General features: G+C 72.0%; 15 protein-coding genes. 11 read left to right on the forward strand and 4 right to left on the reverse strand.

All coding sequences use genetic code 11. The annotated features are described in order from the left end of the window. Positions 1-69 precede the first annotated feature (69 nt). The 10 genes from N4G63_RS15785 to N4G63_RS15830 all read left to right on the forward strand — a co-directional run bounded on the left by N4G63_RS15785 (position 70) and on the right by N4G63_RS15830 (position 11,444). Positions 70-963, forward strand: a complete 894-nt coding sequence (locus tag N4G63_RS15785) for a CheR family methyltransferase (RefSeq protein WP_260786408.1) — start codon at positions 70-72, stop codon at positions 961-963. Between the two features lie 76 nt (positions 964-1,039). Then, a complete protein-coding gene (gene cheD / locus N4G63_RS15790; RefSeq protein WP_260786723.1) occupies positions 1,040-1,711 on the forward strand; it encodes a chemoreceptor glutamine deamidase CheD in 672 nt (223 codons plus the stop codon). Between the two features lie 60 nt (positions 1,712-1,771). Continuing rightward, positions 1,772-2,875, forward strand: a complete 1,104-nt coding sequence (locus N4G63_RS15795) for a protein-glutamate methylesterase/protein-glutamine glutaminase (RefSeq protein WP_260786409.1) — start codon at positions 1,772-1,774, stop codon at positions 2,873-2,875. A gap of 283 nt (positions 2,876-3,158) precedes the next feature. After that, complete coding sequence (locus N4G63_RS15800; protein WP_314599916.1) at positions 3,159-5,603, forward strand: TonB-dependent siderophore receptor; 2,445 nt, start codon at positions 3,159-3,161, stop codon at positions 5,601-5,603. A gap of 22 nt (positions 5,604-5,625) precedes the next feature. Continuing rightward, positions 5,626-6,309, forward strand: coding sequence for a Fe2+-dependent dioxygenase (locus N4G63_RS15805; protein WP_314599917.1), 684 nt, complete (start codon positions 5,626-5,628; stop codon positions 6,307-6,309). After that, the gene (locus tag N4G63_RS15810; protein ID WP_314599918.1) at positions 6,294-6,947 is read left to right on the forward strand and encodes a PepSY-associated TM helix domain-containing protein; all 654 of its coding nucleotides are present in this window, start codon (positions 6,294-6,296) and stop codon (positions 6,945-6,947) included. Before N4G63_RS15805 ends, N4G63_RS15810 begins: the two co-directional genes overlap by 16 nt. An 80-nt stretch (positions 6,948-7,027) precedes the next feature. Then, positions 7,028-7,627 (forward strand): DUF2271 domain-containing protein, encoded by a 600-nt coding sequence (locus tag N4G63_RS15815; RefSeq protein ID WP_260786412.1) that lies wholly within the window; start codon positions 7,028-7,030, stop codon positions 7,625-7,627. 15 nt (positions 7,628-7,642) lie between these two features. Next, on the forward strand, positions 7,643-8,500 hold the full coding sequence (locus tag N4G63_RS15820; RefSeq protein ID WP_260786413.1) for a DUF4198 domain-containing protein: 858 nt from the start codon (positions 7,643-7,645) through the stop codon (positions 8,498-8,500). A gap of 140 nt (positions 8,501-8,640) precedes the next feature. Then, entirely contained in the window at positions 8,641-9,771 is a 1,131-nt protein-coding gene (locus tag N4G63_RS15825; protein WP_314599919.1) for an FAD:protein FMN transferase, read from the forward strand. Beyond that, positions 9,768-11,444, forward strand: a complete 1,677-nt coding sequence (locus tag N4G63_RS15830; RefSeq protein WP_260786415.1) for a flavodoxin domain-containing protein — start codon at positions 9,768-9,770, stop codon at positions 11,442-11,444. The genes N4G63_RS15825 and N4G63_RS15830 overlap by 4 nt, the downstream gene beginning before the upstream one ends. 15 nt (positions 11,445-11,459) lie before the next feature. Here the strand turns inward: N4G63_RS15830 and N4G63_RS15835 are convergent, their stop codons facing one another. The 4 genes from N4G63_RS15835 to N4G63_RS15850 all read right to left on the reverse strand — a co-directional run bounded on the left by N4G63_RS15835 (position 11,460) and on the right by N4G63_RS15850 (position 17,432). After that, entirely contained in the window at positions 11,460-14,564 is a 3,105-nt protein-coding gene (locus N4G63_RS15835; RefSeq protein WP_260786416.1) for an efflux RND transporter permease subunit, read from the reverse strand. After that, positions 14,561-15,805, reverse strand: coding sequence for an efflux RND transporter periplasmic adaptor subunit (locus tag N4G63_RS15840; RefSeq protein ID WP_260786417.1), 1,245 nt, complete (start codon positions 15,803-15,805; stop codon positions 14,561-14,563). Before N4G63_RS15840 ends, N4G63_RS15835 begins: the two co-directional genes overlap by 4 nt. A gap of 270 nt (positions 15,806-16,075) precedes the next feature. Continuing rightward, positions 16,076-16,522: a ribonuclease HI gene (gene rnhA, locus N4G63_RS15845; RefSeq protein ID WP_260786418.1), complete on the reverse strand. Its 447-nt coding sequence runs from the start codon at positions 16,520-16,522 to the stop codon at positions 16,076-16,078. Continuing rightward, complete coding sequence (locus N4G63_RS15850) at positions 16,515-17,432, reverse strand: class I SAM-dependent methyltransferase (protein ID WP_260786419.1); 918 nt, start codon at positions 17,430-17,432, stop codon at positions 16,515-16,517. Before N4G63_RS15850 ends, rnhA begins: the two co-directional genes overlap by 8 nt. On the opposite strand from N4G63_RS15850, the gene gloB reads away from it, so the two are divergent. Further along, a complete protein-coding gene (gloB, locus tag N4G63_RS15855; RefSeq protein ID WP_260786420.1) occupies positions 17,431-18,204 on the forward strand; it encodes a hydroxyacylglutathione hydrolase in 774 nt (257 codons plus the stop codon). The genes N4G63_RS15850 and gloB overlap by 2 nt on opposite strands. Positions 18,205-18,290 lie beyond the last annotated feature (86 nt).

Here is an 18,290-nt window from a genome sequence, read left to right on the forward strand (position 1 = left end):
GGCACCGCCGGCGGGCAGACTGCTTCGCAGTGTGGGCGCCCTTCGTGTGCCCGGAACCCGCCTGACACCATGACCGAGTTGCTGACCTCCAAACGTGCCGGCTCGAACGCCTCGTCCTCGGCCAGCGCCTCCGCGCTGGGCGGCTCGGGCGACCAGGAGTTCGCGTTTTCCACCGCCGACTTCGAGCAGGTGCGCTCGCTGATCTACAAGCATGCCGGCATCAGCCTGCAGGCGGGCAAGCAGGCCATGGTGTACAGCCGGCTGTCGCGCCGGTTGCGCGAGACCGGCCACCAGAGCTTTGGCGAGTACCTGGGCTGGCTGCAGCAGGCCAGCGGGCCGGCGGCCGACGCCGAGTGGCAGGAGTTCGTCAACTGCCTGACCACCAACCTGACCGCGTTCTTCCGCGAAGAGCACCACTTCCAGGAGATGGTGAGCGACCTGCGCGCGCGCAGCGGCCGCGCCCTGCGCATCTGGTGCAGCGCCGCGTCCACCGGCGAGGAGCCCTACTCGATCGCCATGACCGTGGCCGAAGCGCTGGGCAGCAGCGCCAATGTGCGCATCGTGGCCAGCGACATCGACACCAAGGTGCTGGCCACCGCGCAGCGCGGCGTGTACGAGGCCGGCGCGCGCGGGCTGTCGCCCGAGCGGCTGCAGCGGCACTTTCTGCGCGGCAAGGGCGGCAACTCGGGCTTCATCCGGGTCAAGCCCGAGCTGGCGCGCATGATCGAGTTCCGCAGCTTCAACCTGATGAGTGCGCAGTGGCAGCTGGGCGAGCCCTTCGACCTGATCTTCTGCCGCAACGTGATGATCTATTTTGATGCGCCGACTCAGCGCCGGGTGCTGCAGCACATGCACCGCGTGATGCGCGACGACGGGCTGCTCTACGTGGGCCACTCGGAGAACTTCACCGATTCGCGCGAGCTGTTCAAGCTGCGGGGCAAGACCATCTATCAGCGGGTGTGAGGGGTCAGTTACACCGGCGGCGCTGAAGTTCGGCCGCCGACCTGCCGATAACCCCCCACAAGGACCCGCACCCATGATGCCTTCTGCTGTCTCCACCGCCCCAGCGCCTGCTGCCCGGGCGTCGGTACTTGCCGCCACGCCCCGCCTGCTGAAGCTGAAGGCGCAGTCGCGCCGCGACGGCGAGGCCTCGTTCTTCTACTGGGATGCCCACTTCAAGAACGAAGCCGTCAAGGTGCTGCCTGGCGAGTACTTCGTGTTCGACGAGGACATCCTGATCACCACCACGCTGGGCAGCTGCATCGCCGCGTGCATCTGGGACCGCGAGCGCCGCATCGGCGGCATGAACCACTTCATGCTGCCCGAGGGCAGCGGCGACTCGGGCCGCTACGGCAGCTACGCGATGGAACTGCTGATCAACGAGATGATGAAGCGCGGCGCCTCGCGGCTGACGCTGGAGGCCAAGGTCTTCGGCGGCGGCGCGGTGATCAGCGGCATGAACTCGATCAACGTGGGCGAGCGCAACACCAAGTTCGTCACCGACTACCTGCAGACCGAGCGCATCCCCATCGTCAGCCGTGACGTGATGGACATCTATGCGCGCAAGGTCTGCTTTCTGCCGGCCAGCGGCAAGGCCATGGTCAAGCGCCTGGCACCGACCAACACCGAGGCCCTGGCCGCGCAGGACCGCACAGCCGCCCAGCGCGCCGTGCCGACCAGCAGCGGCGGCGGTTCGGTCGACCTGTTCTGATTGTTCTGACTGCGGCGCGCCAACGGGCCGGCGCGCTGCCAAGACGGGAGTAAGAGACACATGGCCAAGATTCGCGTGGTGGTGGTGGACGATTCGGCGCTGGTGCGCGGACTGCTCACCGAGATCATCAACAAGCAAAGCGACATGACCTGCATCGGCGCCGCGGCTGATCCACTGGTGGCGCGCGAGATGATTCGCGAGCTCGACCCGGACGTGATCACGCTCGACGTCGAGATGCCGCGCATGGACGGGCTCGACTTCCTCAGCCGCCTGATGCGCCTGCGGCCGATGCCGGTGGTGATGGTGAGCACGCTGACCGAGCGCGGCGCCGAGGTGACGATGCGCGCGCTCGAGCTGGGTGCGGTGGACTTCGTGGCCAAGCCCAAGATCGGCGTGGCCGACGGCCTGCGCCAGCTGGCCGAGGACATCACCGACAAGGTGCGCACGGCCGCCCGCGCCCATGTGCGCCGCCTGCCGCCCGCGCCGGGCCAGCCGGCCACGGCCGGTGCGCCGGCCAATGCCGGCGTGCGCGCACCGGCCCCGGTGGCCGCGCTGGGCCGGCTGTCGACCGAGAAGATCATCTTCATCGGCGCCTCCACCGGCGGCACCGAGGCCACCAAAGAGGTGCTGATGAACCTGCCGCCCGACGCGCCGGCGGTGGTCATCACCCAGCACATGCCGGCCGGCTTCACCAAGAGCTACGCCGCGCGCCTGGACGGGCTGTGCCGCATCCGCGTGCAGGAGGCGGTGGACGGCGACCGCGTGCTGCCGGGCCATGCCTACATCGCGCCGGGCGGCCTGCACCTGAGCGTGGAGCGCTCGGGCGCCAACTACATCGCCCGCGTGCGCGACGGCGATCCGGTCAACCGCCACAAGCCCAGCGTGGAGGTGCTGTTCGAATCGGCCGCGCGCGTGGTTGGCCAGAACGCGCTGGGCGTGATGCTCACCGGCATGGGCGGCGACGGCGCCCGCGCAATGAAGACCATGCGCGACGCCGGTGCGTTCAACATCTGCCAGGACGAGGCCAGCTGCGTCGTCTTCGGCATGCCGCGCGAGGCCATCGCCCATGGCGCCGCCAACGAGGTGCTGCCGCTGCAGCGCATTGCCCCGGCGCTGATCGAGCGCCTGCGCAGCACGGTGGGCGCGTCGATGAACCGGGTCTGAGCCCGGCCGGCCCGCACAACGGTCCGCCAGACAGCCCGCAGGACGGCCTGCACCACAGCCCGCCCCATGGCCGGCACCGCACCGCGGTGGCCGGCCATCGCCCTTGGCTTGATTTGTTGCTGGATTGTTTTGCGAATCATTCGCATTTGCTTTAACATGCGGCAACTCTGACATCGAGACCGCAGCGTCTCGCTCGCGAAGCGCGTCCCAGCAAGCCCGCGCCAGCCATCGACTTCCGAAGTGTCCGAGGCCATCGCAACGCCCCACTCCCGGAAGTCCTGTCATGTCGTCCTCGATTCGCAGCCGTGCCCACACGGCCACCCGTCGCTGCCTGCCCGGTGGCAGCCTGGCCGCCGCCGCCGCGCTGTCCAGCCTGCTGCCGCTGTCGGTGCTGGCCCAGACGCAGGGCAACACGGCCGCCGCGGCCACCAACGCGGCCACCAACGCCAACGCCACCACCAACGCGGCCCCCAGCAACCCAGTCGCCAGCCCGGCCAGCAGCAAGCCCGCCACCCCGGGCGGCGACAGCAAGGCCACCACGCTGCCCGACGTGGGCGTGAAGGCGCAGCGCGAGCTGCCCAACAAGGCCGATGTCAGCGCCTCGCCCAAGTTCACCCAGCCGCTGGTGGACACGCCCAAGACGGTGCAGGTGATCAAGCAGGAAACCCTGCGCGAGCAGGGTGCGGCCACCCTGATGGAGGCGCTGCGCAACACGCCCGGCATCACCCTGCAGCTGGGCGAGAACGGCAACACCGCGGCCGGTGACACCTTCCAGCTGCGCGGCTTTGCGGCGCAGTCGGCCACCTTCGTCGACGGCCTGCGCGACCTGGGCCCGGTGACCCGCGATGTCTTCAACCTCGACCAGGTGGAGGTGGTCAAGGGCCCCTCGGGCTCCGACATCGGCCGCGGTGCCGCCGCCGGCTACATCAACCTGATCAGCAAGCTGCCCGAGCTCGACAACGAGGGCCAGGCCAGCCTCACCCTGGGCAGTGCCGAGCGCAAGCGCGCCACCGTCGACATCAACCGCCGCCTGGGCGGGCAGAGCGCGGCACGGCTGAACCTGATGGCGCAGAACTCCGGCGTGCCCGGCGCCAGCATGCTGCGCAACAAGGGCTGGGCCCTGGCGCCGGCGCTGTCGTTCGGCCTGCAGACACCCACCCGCGTGCACCTGTACTCGCTGCACCAGCGCCAGGACAACCAGCCCGATGGCGGCATTCCGAGCATCGGCCGGCCCGGCTTCTACAACGCCGATGCCCTGCTGGCCGCCGGTGCCCCGGTGGACCGCAACAACTACTACGGCAGCCGGCATGACCGCGAGAAGGTCGAGGCCGACATGTTCACCGCCCGCATCGAGCACGACTGGGCGCCGGGCCTGACCCTGCGCAACCTCACCCGCGCCGGCCGCAGCCACATGGACCGGGTGCTCACCGGCGTCAACGCGCTCAGCCGCAACAACAGCACCGACCCCGCGCTGTGGACCGTGGCGCGCACGCGCCAGCGCGTCGACCAGACCAACACCATCCTGGCCAACCAGACGCTGGTCAACGCCAAGCTCACGCTGGCCGGCCTGCAGCATGACCTGGTGGGCGGCGCCGAACTGCTCAACGAGCGCCAGACCACGCTGGGCACCGGCACCACGGCGCAGCTCATCCGCGGCGTCAGCTACGGCGCCATCGCCATTCCGGCGGCCAACCTGTACCGGCCCAATGTGGACGACGTGCTGGGCCTGCCCTACCTGACCGGCATCGACACCGAAGGCCAGAGCAGCACGGTGGCGGCCTTCGTGGCCGACACCCTGACCCTGAACCCGCAGTGGAAGATCAATGCCGGCCTGCGCGTGGAGCGCTACCGCACCACCACCACCGGCGGCACCCTGGTCACCAGCACCAACCTGGCCACCTACGCCAGCCAGGGCTATGCGGTGGGCGGCGTGGTGCCGGCCAACATGAGCAACAGCGGCGACCTGAGCAGCTGGAACCTCGGCGTGGTCTACAAGCCGGCGGCCCATGGCAGCCTGTACGCCGCGGCGGGCAATTCGTCCACGCCGCCGGGCAGCGCCAACTTCGCGCTGTCGGCCACCAGCACCAACCAGGCCAATGCCTCGATGAAGCCGCAGCGCACGCGCATCGTCGAGCTGGGCAGCAAGTGGGACCTGCTGGACAAGCGCCTGAACCTCAGCGGCGCGCTGTACCGCACGGTCAACGACAACCAGGTCACGCAGGACCTGATCGACCGCAGCTTCATCCAGGACGGCCGCACCACGGTGCGCGGCGCCGAGCTGGCCGCCGTGGGCCAGCTGACCAACTTCTGGCAGCTCACCGCCGCGCTGGCCAGCATGAAGACCTCGCAGCAAAGCCAGCGCAGCATCGACGCCACCACCGGCGCGGTCACCAACACCACCGGCCTGCGCTGGTCGCCCGAGTTCAGCGCCACGTTGTGGACCTCGTACACGCTGGGCGACTTCACCCTGGGCGGCGGCGTGCGCCACGTCGGCGAACAAAAGCGCGTGATCACCGACAGCGCGGCCGCCGCCAACATGCCCAGCCTGCCCGGCTACGACGTGATCGACCTGATGGCGGCCTGGAAGGTCTCTCGCCAGCTGAACCTGCAGCTCAACGTGGGCAACGTGGCCGACAAGAACTACGTGGCCGCCTTGAACAACAGCGGCGCGCGCTTCTTGCTGGGCGCGCCACGCAACGTGCAGCTCACCGCCGCGCTGCAGTTCTGAGCCCGGCCTGCGGCTGCCCGCCATGCTGCTGCATCTGCCGCAGGTGCTGACCCGCGACGCGGTGGCCTCGCTGCGCCTTGCGCTCGACGCCGCCGACTGGCAGGCCGGTGCCACCAGCGCCGGCGCGCAGGCCGCGCTGGTCAAGCACAACCGCCAGCTGCCGCCCGACAGCGCCGCCTTCGCGGCCCTGTCGCAGCAGGTGGCGCTGGCGCTGCAGCGCCACCCGCTGTTTGTGGCCGCGGTGCTGCCGGCGCGCCTGCTGCCGCCAATGTTCAACCGCTACGGCGTCGGCGAGCAGTACGGCGACCACATCGACAACACGCTGCAGTTCGACCGCTTCAATGGCCAGCCGGTGCGCACCGATGTCTCGACCACCGTGTTCCTGAGCGAGCCCGACGAGTACGACGGCGGCGAGCTGGTGGCCAGCGACCACTTCGGCACGCACGAGGTCAAGCTGGCGGCGGGCGATGCCATCGTCTACCCGGCCACCAGCCTGCACCGCGTGCAGCCGGTCACCCGCGGCGAGCGCGTGGCCGCGTTCCTGTGGACCCAGAGCCTGGTGCGCTGCCCCGTGCAGCGCGGCCTGCTGTTCGATCTGGACATGGACATCGTCGCGCTGCGCAGCCAGCTCGGCGAGCGGCATGCCCAGGTGCTGTCGCTGACCGGCCTCTACCACCGCCTGATGCAGCAATGGGCGCTGACCTGACCCCGACCCCTTCCACCCCCCGCCGCCCGCGCTGGCACCTGGGCAGCCTGCACCGCTGGCACTGGATCAGCTCGGCCGTGGCGCTGGCCGGCATGCTGCTGTTTGCCATCACCGGCTTCACGCTCAACCATGCCGCCGACATCGAGGCCCGGCCGGTGCTGCGGCAGTGGCAGGCGCGCCTGCCGGCCGAGCTGCTGGCCCAGGTGCAGCGCGCCGCCGCACCGCGCGCCCCGCTGCCGCCGGTGCTGGGCGACTGGCTGGCGCAGCAGCGCGGGCTGCGCGTCCCGCCGGGCGCCAGCCTGGAATGGCGCGACGACGAGCTCTACATCGGCATGCCCCGCCCCGGCGGCGATGCCTGGCTGCGCCTGACGCTGGGCAGCGGCAACGCGGCCGGCGAGCTCGAGTTCGAAGACAGCGACCGCGGCTGGCTGGCCTGGGCCAACGACCTGCACAAGGGCCGGCACAGCGGCCGGTGGTGGTCGCTGTTCATCGACCTGATGGCCGTGGCCTGCGTGGTGTTCTGCATCACCGGCCTGCTGCTGCTGCAGCGCCATGCGCGCCACCGCCCCGGCACCTGGCCGGTCACCGCCATGGGCCTGCTGCTGCCGCTGCTGGTGCTGCTGCTGGCGGTGCACTGAGCGGCCAGACCGCGCGCACCGCAGCACTCTTTCCCGCTCTCCTCCCCCACCCCTCCCGCCCTCTCTCACGCACATCGCCCATGACCCAACAGCCCGCACAACCGGCGCGCCCGCAGCACGGCGCGTCTTCTTCCATCGGCGCCCCTGGCGCGCGCCATCCGCTCAGCGCCCTGGGCGCCCTGGGCATCTTCGGCAGCCTGGCCGTGGGCAGCCCGGCCTGGGCTGCCAGCCTGCAGCTGCAGCTCGAGCTGCCGCGCCTGAACGTGGCCGAGTACCACCGCCCCTACGTGGCCGTGTGGGTCGAGAAGCCCGGCCAGGCCGGCGCCATGGCCCAGCTGGCCGTCTGGTACGACCTGAAGAAGGCCAACAACGGCGGCACCAAGTGGCTGCGCGACATGCGCCAGTGGTGGCGCCAGGGCGGGCGCGATCTCAGCGTGCCGGCCGATGGCGTGAGCGGCGCCACGCGGGCCCCCGGAGAGCACAGCCTGCAGCTGGCCCAGCACGCGCAGCTGGCCAAGCTGCCCGCCGGCCAGTACGAGCTGGTGATCGAGGCCGCCCGTGAAGGCGGCGGCCGCGAGGTGCAGCGCCTGCCCTTCAGCTGGCCGCTGCGCGCCGCCCAGAGCGCCAGCGCCCAGGGCGAGCACGAGCTGGGCGCGCTGCGCCTGAACGCCCAACCCTGAGCCCGGAGACCCGAGATGCCCATCCGCCCACGCCCCCACCCCCTGCCCGCTGCGCTGGCCCTGGCCCTGGGCCTGCTGCTGGCCGTGCCGGCCCGTGCCCACCTGACCTGGCTGCTGCCGGTGCAAAGCCATGTCGACGGCAAGGAAGCCACCATCGCCTTCGACGCCGCGGTGTCCGAGGACCTGTTCCATTTCGAGCGCGCCCTCAAGCTCGACACCGTGCTCATCACCGGCCCTGACGGCCAGCCGCGCGAGCTGGCCAACCGCAGCGCCGCGCGCCACCGCGAAAGCTTCGACCTGAAACTGGTGGCCGACGGCAGCTACCGCATCAGCCATGTCAGCCGCGGCGTGATGGCCAGCTGGCGCGAGGGCGAGCAGACGCGGCGCTTTCGCGGCACGCCCGAGGCCTTTGCCAAGGAAGTGCCAGCCGACCAGGTGCTGCAAGGCATCACGCTGACCCATGCGCGCCAGCAGACCTTCGTCAGCAAGGAGCGCGCCGGCCAGCCGCGTTTTGCCGCTGAAGGCCAGGGCCTGGAAGTGCTGCCGCTGGATGCCGCCTCCGACCTCAGCGTGGGCGACACCACCCGGCTGCGCCTGCTGCTCGACGGCCGCCCGCTGCCCGGTGCCACGCTGAAGCTGCTGCGCGAGGGCAACCGCTACCGCTACAAGATGGGCGAAGAGCTGCTGACCAGCGACGCCGAGGGCGTGGTCACGCTGCGCTGGGCCGAGGCCGGCCGCTACTTCCTGGGCGCCAGCCATGGCGACCGGCCGGCGGCCGCAGCCCCCGGTGCCGCGCCAGCCCAGGCCGGCACCCGCGACAAGCCGCTGCAGCGCGCCGGCCTGTCGGTCACCTTCGAAGTGCTGCCGCGCTGAGCAGCAGCCACCCCGTGCGCAGCGGCCCCATGCGCAGCAGCCCCTTGCACTGCGGCCGATGGCCGGTGGCCCCCGCCAGCCGGCCCGCGGCCCCCCGCAGCTTGCCCCCGACGCCGACAGGCGTGCCGATGATGGAGCCGATGAACCCGTCGACCCACGCGCCGATCCACCCGCCCGCCACCGCAGCGGCCGCGCGCCAGGTGCTGCTGCCGGCGCTGATCGAGGGCGAGCCGCCGCCCTGGGGCCAGCCCTGCCACCGCCTGGCCGGCGCCAGCATGGGCACGCACTGGTCGGCGCTGTTCCACGCCCCGCCCTCGGTGCCGCTGGCCCGCGTGCGCCAGGCCCTGCAGGCCGAGCTGGACCGGGTGGACACCGAGATGAGCACCTGGCGCCCCGACAGCGCGCTGATGCGCTTCAACCGCGCGCCCGCCGGCAGCCGCCATGTGCTGCCGCTGGCCTTTGCGCAGGTGCTCGATGCCGCGCTGCGGGTGGCCCGCGCCAGCGGCGGCGCCTTCGACCCCTGCGCCGGCGCGCTGGTTGGGCACTGGGGCTTCGGCCCGGGCGCCGACGGCCGCACGCCGGCCTACCAGGCCACCGGCTTCCAGCCGCCGCTGCAGGCCGAGACGGCGGATGCCTTGCACCCGCCCCCCGCCCGCGGCCAGGCCGCCTGGGACGCCCTGGCCTGGTCGGCCGACACGGCGCAGATCACCCAGCCCGGCGGCATCTGCCTCGACCTGTGCGCCATTGCCAAGGGCCATGCGGTGGACCGGCTGAGCCGCTGCCTGGCCGCCCTCGGCTGCACCCACCACCTGGTGGACGTGGGCGGCGAGTTGAGCGGCCAGGGCCTGCGCCCCAGCGGTCTGCCCTGGTGGGTGGATCTCGAGCCGCCCGAGCCGGGCCTGGACCCGCGGCACCTGCCCTGGGCCGCCACCCGCCTGGCCCTGCACGGCCTGGCCGTGGCCACCTCGGGCGACTACCGCCGCCACTACACCGACGCCCGCGGCCGGCGCTGCAGCCACACGCTCGACCCGCGCCGCGGCGAGCCCATCCGCCACGGCGTGGCCTCGGTCAGCGTGCTGCACCCCCAGGCCCTGTGGGCCGACGGCTGGAGCACCGCGCTGCTGGTGCTGGGGCCCGAGGCCGGCCTGGCGCTGGCGCGTTGCCAGGGCCTGGCCGCCCGCTGGCTGCAGCGCCCGGCCACGCCCGGGGCGGGCTGGCGCTGCGTCGAGAGCCCGGCCTGGCAGGCCCTGCGGGACAGCGCCGACCGATGATGCCCGGGCCCGAGATCGGCACGCCGCGCCTGCTGGGCGCGGTGCTGGCCGTCGGCGCCTGGCTGGGCCTGTGCCTGTGGGCCTGGCGGCGCAGCCGGCGCGACCGCGCCCCGCTTCACCTTCTGCCAGACACGCCGCCCCAGGCCGCACCCCCCAGCACGCCGCAGGCCATGCCACACGGCAGCCCGGCGCCGTGCTGGGTGCTGTGGGCCAGCCAGACCGGCCGCGCGCGGGCGCTGGCCGAGCAGGCTGCGGCCCACCTGCAGGCCGCCGGCCGGCCGGCGCTGGCCGCGGCCCTGCACCGCATCGAGCTGGCGCACTGGCAGGCCCATGCGCGTGCCGGTGGCCAGCTGCTGCTGGTGGCCGCCACCAGCGGCGAGGGCCATGCGCCCGACGAGGTGGCCAGCTTTGCCGAACGCCACCTGCAGCAGCCGGCGCCGCTGCAGGGCCTGCAGCATGCGGTGCTGGCGCTGGGCGACCGCCGCTACCCGCACTTCTGCGCCTTTGGCGAGCGCCTGCACCACTGGCTGGACGCCAGCGGCAGCCGCGCGCTGTTTCCGCTGCTGCGCAACGACGCCCTGCACGACGACGCGCTGGGCGGCTGGCAGCAACTGCTGCAGGGCCTGCTCGGCCCCCGCGGGCACGACAGCGCCACGCCGGCCACACTGGCCATGCCGGCCATGCCGCCCGCCCCGCCCTGGCTGCCCTGGCGCCTGATCCGCCGCGAGCATCTCAACCCCGGCAGCCTGGGCGCGCCGATGCACCTGCTGACCCTGCTGCCGCCGGCCGATGCCGATGCCTCGGCGCACCAGTGGCAGGCCGGCGACCTGGCCCAGGTGCTGCCAGCGACCGACAGCGCATCCACGGCCCTGCCGCCAGCGCTGCCACGCGACTACTCGGTGGCCAATGTGCCCGGCCGGCTGGCACTTGGCGCGGCCGCGCCGCACGGCCTGGGCGACCCGCCTGCGGCACTGGCGGCACTGGCGCCATCACTTGCATCACCCGCATCACCTGCATCACCTGCTTCACCGGCTGGCGCCGAAGCCACGGCCTCAGCCGGTGTCCCGCCCGGCGCGCTGCAGCTGCTGGTGCGCCTGCGCCAGGTGGCCACGGCCGATGGCCAGCGCCACACCGGCCTGGCCTCGGGCTGGCTGTGCCAGGGCCTGCGCCTGGGCGAGACGGTGCCGCTGCGACTGCGCGCCAACCCGGGTTTCCGGCTCACGCCCTCGCTCGACCGGCCGGTGATCCTGATCGGCCACGGCGCCGGCCTGGCCGGCCTGCTGGGCCTGCTGCATGGCCTGGCGCAGCAGGCGCTGCGGCGCGGGCCGCTGCAGCGTGCCGGGCACAACGCCTGGCTGCTGTACGGCGAACGCCAGGCCGCGCACGACAGCCTGCTCGATGCCCAGCTGCAAAGCTGGCTCGACAGCGGCGTGCTCAGCCGCCTGGACCGCGTGTTCTCGCGCGACACACCCGAGGCGCCGCATGTCACCCACCGGCTGCAGGCCGAGGCCGCGCGCCTGCAGGCCTGGCTGGCGGCCGGCGCCAGCCTGCATGTCTGCGGCGGCCGCGACAGCCTGGGCCAGGCGCTCGACGCCGTGCTGGGCGCCCAGCTGGGGGCGGCCGGGCTGCAGGCGCTGCGCGACAGTCAGCGCCTGCGCTGCGACCTGTTCTGACGGGCGGCCAGGCGCTCAGCCGGCGGCCTGGTCGCCGGCCAGCGGGGCGGCATGGGCCGCCGGGCCGCCGGACTCGGGCGTGGTGATCTCGCCCGGCACGGCGCGGCGCGCCAGCAGCACATACACCGTGGGCACCACAAAGATCGTGAGCAGCGTGCCCAGGCTCATGCCGCCCACGATCACCCAGCCGATCTGCTGGCGGCTCTCGGCGCCGGCACCGGTGGCCAGGGCCAGCGGCAGCGCGCCCAGCACCATGGCGCCGGTGGTCATCAGGATCGGGCGCAGGCGCAGGCTGGCGGCCTCAACCACCGCATCCGTCACCGCCCGGCCCTCCTGGCGCAGCTGGTTGGCAAACTCGACGATCAGGATGCCGTGCTTGGTGATCAGGCCCACCAGCGTGACCAAGCCGATCTGACTGTAGACGTTGAGCGTGCCGCCGGCCAGCTGCAGCGCGCCCAGCGCGCCCACGATCGACAAGGGCACCGAGAGCATGATCACGAAGGGATCGACAAAGCTTTCGAACTGCGCCGCCAGCACCAGGAAGATGAACACCAGCGCCAGCACGAACACCATGGCCAGCGCACCGCTGGAGTCGCGGTACTCGCGCGACACGCCGTTCAGCTCGGTGGCGTACCCGGGCTTGAGCACCGTGGCCGCGGTGGCGTCCATGAAGCCGAGCGCCTCGCCCAGCGAGTAGCCCGGCGCCAGGTTGGCGGTGATGGTGACCGAGCGGCGCTGGTTGAAGTGGTTCAGCTCGCGCGGGCTCACCGATTCGCGCACCTTCACCAGCGCCGACAAGGGCACCACCGTGTCGTTGCGGCCACGCACGAACAGGCGCTCGATGTCGGCCGGCCGGGCGCGGCCGAAGTCCTCGGTCTGCACGATCACGTCGTACTGCTCGGCCTCGCGCTTGTAGCGCGTGACGGCGCGGCCGCCGAGCATGGTCTCGACCGTGCGCGCCACCTGGTCAACCGCCACGCCGGCGTCGGCGGCGCGCTCGCGGTCAACCTCCAGCAGCAGCTCGGGCTTGTTCAGGCGCAGGTCGCTGTCGGGCTGGGCAATGCCGGGGTTCTTGGCCATCTCGGCCAGCATCTGCTGGGCCACGCGCGACAGGTTCTCGTAGCTGTCGCTGGTGACGATGACGAAGTTGATCGGCCGGTCGCGAAAGCCCTGGCCCAGGCTGGGCGGCGTGACCGGAAACGCGCTCACGCCCGGCAGCGCGCCAAACTGCGGCTGCAGCAGCCGCGCCAGCTCTTGCGTGCTGCGGCTGCGCTCGCTCCAGTCGGTGGTGCGCATGATCGCGCTGCCCTGGGCCACCGAGGGGTTGCCGGTGACCACGAACACCCGGTCGAACTCGGGAATGCCCATGCCGATGCGCTCGATGGCCTGCATGTAGCGCTCGGTGTAGCCCAGCGTCGCGCCGTCGGGGCCGCTGACCGTGCCGATGACCACGCCGCGGTCTTCCATCGGCGCCAGCTCGCTCTTGGTGCTGGCCAGCAGCGCCCAGCTGCCCAAGCCCGAGGCCGCCATCACCAGCAGCGGCACCCAGCGGTGGCGCAACACCCAGCGCAACGCGGCCGAATAGCCGCTGGTGATGGCCACCAGCACGCGCTCCATGCCGCGGTCAAAGAAGTTGGGGCTCGGGTTGTGGCGCAGCAGCTTGCTGCACATCATCGGCGTGAGGGTCAGCGCGACAAAACCCGACACCAGCACCGCCCCGGCCAGGGCCAGCGCAAACTCGACAAACAGCCGCCCGGTGCGCCCCGGCGTGAAGGCCAGCGGCGCAAACACCGCGGCCAGGGTCAGGGTCATGGCCACCACCGCGAAGCCGATCTCCTTGGCGCCCTTCAGCGCGGCCTGGAAGGGCTCGAGCCCTTCCTCGATGTGGCGGAAGATGTTCTCGAGCACCACGATGGCGTCGTCCACCACCAGGCCGATGGCCAGCACCAGCGACAACAGCGTCAGCGTGTTGATCGTGAAGCCGGCCAGCGCCATCAGCGAAAAGGTGCCGATCAGGCTGACTGGAATGGTGACCAGCGGAATGATCGACGCCCGCAGCGTGCGCAGGAACACAAACACCACCAGCGCCACCAGCACCACCGCCTCGGTGATGGTGCTGAACACCGATTTCACCGAGCGGTCGATGAACACCGAGTTGTCGTTGGCCACCTGCACCTTGAGGCCCGGCGGCAGATCCTGCTGCACCCGCGGCAGCGCCTCGCGCACGCCGGCCGAGATGTCCAGCGGGTTGGCCGTGGCATTGCGGATCACGCCCAGGCTCACCGAGGGCACGCCGTTCAGGCGCACGCTGGTGCGCTCGCTGGCCGGCCCTTCGGCAATGCGTGCCACGTCCTTCAGGCGCACGGTGAAGCCGTTGCCGACCTTCAGCGCCACCTCGCCAAACTGCGCCACGGTGTTGAGATCGGTGCGCGCGGTGACGTTGAACTCGCGCTTGACGCTCTCGATGCGCCCGGCCGGCACCTCGAGGTTCTGGCGCCGCAGCGCGTCTTCCACGTCCTGCGTGGTCAGGCGGTAGGCGGCCAGCTTGTCGGGGTCGAGCCACACCCGCATTGCAAAGCGGCGGTCGCCGTTGACCTGCACATCGGCCACGCCGGGCACGGTCTGCAGCCGCGGCTTGACGATGCGGTTGACGATGTCGGTGACCTGCAGCGAGCTCATGGTCTCGCTGGTGAAGGCCAGCCACACCACCGGAAACGCATCGGCCTCGACCTTGGCGATCACCGGCTCGTCGATGGCGTCGGGCAGGCGCCCGCGCACCCGCGAGACGCGGTCGCGCACGTCGGCCGCCGCTGCGTCGGGCTCCTTGCTGAGCTTGAAACGCGCGGTGATCTGACTTTGCTCGCTGCGCGAGATCGAGGTCAGGATCTCGATGCCGTCGATGCCGGCGATCGAGTCCTCCAGGATCTTGGTCACCTGGCTCTCGATCACCTCCGACGACGCACCCGGCAGCCGGGTGCTGACATTGACCACCGGCTCGTCGATGCGCGGGTACTCGCGCACCGCCAGCTGCTTGAACGACACCGCGCCCAGCAGCAGCACCAGCAGCGACATCACCGTCGCAAAGACCGGACGGCGGATCGAGACTTCCGACAGCTTCATGGCTGCGCCCTGGAGGCCGGGTTGGCGGCCATGGCCGGGCCCATGCCCGGGCCGGACGCCGCGCCCGATGCCGGCCGCGGCGCGCCGGCCGGCCGCGCCAGATCGACCACGCGCACCGGCAGGTCATCGCCCCGCATCAGCCGCGCCTGGCCGGCCAGCACCACCACGTCGCCCTCGGCCACGCCGGCCAGCAGCTCGACCTTGCCATTGGCGCGCTGGCCCAGCCGTGCCTCGATGCGCCGCGCCAGCTTGCCGCCCTGCGGCGCATCGATCACCTTGATCACGAACTGCTTGCCGGCCATCGGCACCAGCGCCTCTTCGGGCACCAGCAGCGCGCCCTCGCGCACCTCGAACAGCACCCGGGCCCGCGCAAACATGCCCGAGCGCAGGCGGCCGTCGGCATTGGGCACGCGCGCGCGCACCAGCACCGAGCGGCCGTTGGCGTCGAGCTGCGCGTCGAGCGCGCCGATGCGACCGGCCACCCGCTGGCCGGGCAAGGCGTCCAGGTCGATGGCCACCGCCTGGCCCGGCTTCAGCTTGGGCAGGTAGCGCTCGGGCAGCCGGAAGTCGACCCACATCGACGACACGTCGTCCACCGTCACCAGGTCGGCACCGTCCTTGACGTAGTCGCCCACGTTGACGGCACGGATGCCCAGCACGCCGTCAAACGGTGCCAGCACCCGCATGCGCTGCAGCTGGGCCTGGCTCAGCGCCACCTGGGCCTGGGCCACGTCCAGCGCGGCGGCGTTCTGGTCGACCGCGCTCTGGCTGATGAAGTTCTGCGCCAGCAGCTCGCGGCTGCGCTGCAGATTGGTGCGCGCAATGCCGGCCTGGGCCTGCGACTGCTGCAGCTGGGCCTGCTGCAGCGTGTCGTCCAGCTGCACCAGCAAGGCGCCGCGCTGCACCCGCTGGCCATCGGCGAAGGCCAGCTTGACGATGCGGCCGCTGACCTCGGGGCGCAGCATCACGCCCTGGTTCGAGCGCAGCGAGCCCACGGCCTGGGCATCGTCCTCGAGCCGGGCGCGCTCGACGCGGCCCACCTCCACCGCCACCGGCCCACCGGGCCCGGCCGGGCCGGCCGCAGCGGCCCCGCGGGGCGCCGAACCCGCCGGCGCGGCGGCGCCCGTGTGCAACAACGACGACGCGCCAGGCGCCGACGACGGCCGCTGCAACCACCATGCCGCCAGCACAGCCAGCAGCAGGCCCAAAACGACCAGGACGATGTGGAGTTTGTTCTTCATCAGCTGCGTACGAGACCCATGCGGACGAATGTAACCCTGTGCACCCGCCCACGGGGCCCCGAGGGTGGTGAACGGCGGTTTGCGCGGCCCAGGCGGGGCCGTCAAAGGCCGAGCGCTGGCCAGCCGTGATTGAAGCGCGCCCCAAAGCGGCCCGGATCTGGGCTCAAAGCCCCACCATGGCCCGCGCCATGGCGAGCATGGGCAACCACGCGCTGGCGCGCATTGGCGTGCAGGGCGGGCATGGCTGAGAGACTCTCAGCCTCTGCGGCCTCAGGCCCGGCCACGCAGCGACTCGACCCCGCGGTTGGCCAGCTGGTCGGCGCGCTCGTTGCCCGGATCGCCGGCATGGCCGCGCACCCAGTGCCACTGCAGCTCGTGCTCGGCCACCAGGCCGTCCAGGCGCTTCCACAGGTCGTCGTTTTTCACCGGCTTGTTGTCGGCGGTGCGCCAGCCGCGGCGCTTCCAGTTGTGGATCCAGGTGGTGATGCCGTTCTTGACGTACTCGCTGTCGGTGTACACCGCCACCGGCGTGCGCCGCTTCAGCAAGGCCAGGGCCTCGATCACCGCGGTGAGCTCCATGCGGTTGTTGGTGGTGTTGGGCTCGCCACCAAACAGCTCTTTTTCGTGCTCGCCCCAGCGCAGCCAGGCACCCCAGCCGCCCGGCCCCGGATTGCCCTTGCAGGCGCCATCGGTGTAGATCACCACGCGTTCAGTCATACCCATCCATTTCAAGAATCCTGTCTGGCCCATGGGCCGGCGCAGCCAGCGGCCGCGCCCCGGCCCGCTGCGGCGCATGCGGCTGGCGCTGCGCCACCACCGCCGGCGCCGCGCCCTTGAGCACCTGCCGGCGCCGCGCCAGTCCCACCAGGCGCATGCCCCGCACCCGCTTGACTGCCTGCACCGCGTACACCGCACCCAGCACCGGCCAGGCGCGCTGGCCGGCACCCTCCATCCAGCGCCAGTGCTCCAGCCAGCCCTCGCTGCGCAAGGGCGGGCGCCAGCAGCCGAAGCGGCCGTATTCAACCTCGAAACCCAGCAGGCGCAGCCAGTCGCGCACCCGCCCGAAACCGATGAACTCGCCAGCCTGCGGCAGGTACAGCGGCCCGCCGATGCCCAGCCGCTGGCGCAGGTGGCCGGCGCGCTGGCGCAGGCCCCACAGGCTGGCCGGGTTGAAGCCCAGGATCAGCGCCCGGCCCTCGGGGCGCAGCACCCGCTCGACCTCGCGCAAGGTGTCGTGCGGATCGCGCGCCAGCTCCAGCGCGTGCGGCAGCACCACCAGATCGAGGCTTTGCGCCGGAAACGGCAGCGCGTCGAAGTCGCACAGCAGCGCCGCGTTGCCGACCAGCGCCGAATCCTGCGGCAGCAGCGTCGACAGCGCGTCGTCCACCGGCGGCAGCGGCACCGGCGGCAGTTCGTCGTCGAGCGTCGCCTCGGTGGCCAGCCAGCGGTGCGGCATGCGGTTGGCGCGCAGCGCCTCGAGCTGCGGCAAACCCAGCTGCAGCGCATGGAAGCCGAACAGGTCGTTGACCAGCGCGTCGAGCTGGCGCTGCTCCCAGGCCAGCAGATAGCGGCCGGGCGGGCTTTGCCACCAGTGGCCCAACTCTATAATTGCCTCTAAACGCGTCATGAATCTCGTCGCCCTGCCCGCCTTCTCGGACAACTACGTCTGGATGCTGCACGATGGTCACAGCGCCCTCGTCGTGGATCCGGGCGACGCGACGCCGGTGCAAGCCGCACTCGATGCCCAGGGCCTCGCGCTGGCTGGCATTCTAGTGACGCACCACCACCCCGATCATGTCGGCGGCATCGCGGCGCTGCGGCCGCGCCTGCAGGGCCCCGTGTTCGGCCCGGCACGCGAGGCCATCCCCGAACCCTTTGTGCCGGTGCAGGCCGCCAGCACCGTGACACTGCTGGGCCTGGGCTTCACGGTGATCGAGGTGCCGGGCCACACCGCCGGCCATGTGGCCTACTGGTGGCCAGGGGCCGGCACGCAGGCCCCGGTGCTGTTTTGTGGCGACACCCTGTTCTCGGCCGGCTGCGGCCGCCTGTTCGAGGGCACGCCGGCGCAGATGCACGCCTCGCTGGCCGCGCTGGCGGCCCTGCCAGCCAGCAGCCGCGTGTGCTGCGCCCACGAGTACACCGAGAGCAACCTGCGCTTTGCCGCCGCGGTCGAGCCCGACAATGCCGCCGTGGCCAGCCACATCGCCCATTGCCGCGCGCTGCGCGCGGCGGGCCAGCCCACCCTGCCTTCCACGCTGATGCTGGAAGGCCAGATCAACCCCTTCATGCGCTGCGCCCAGCCCAGCGTGATTGCCGCCGCCCTGGCGCAGGGGGCGGCCAACGACAGCGGGCCCGACGTGCTGGGCGCGCTGCGCGAATGGAAAAACCGATTTCGATGACACCTCCCCACCACCGCCGCCCTCGCCACCCGGGCCTGCCCTTGACTGCCGCGTGCCAGCTGCCCGATGGGCCCGGCCTGCCGGGT

Source organism: Aquabacterium sp. OR-4, assembly GCF_025290835.2.
GTDB lineage: Bacteria > Pseudomonadota > Gammaproteobacteria > Burkholderiales > Burkholderiaceae_C > Pseudaquabacterium.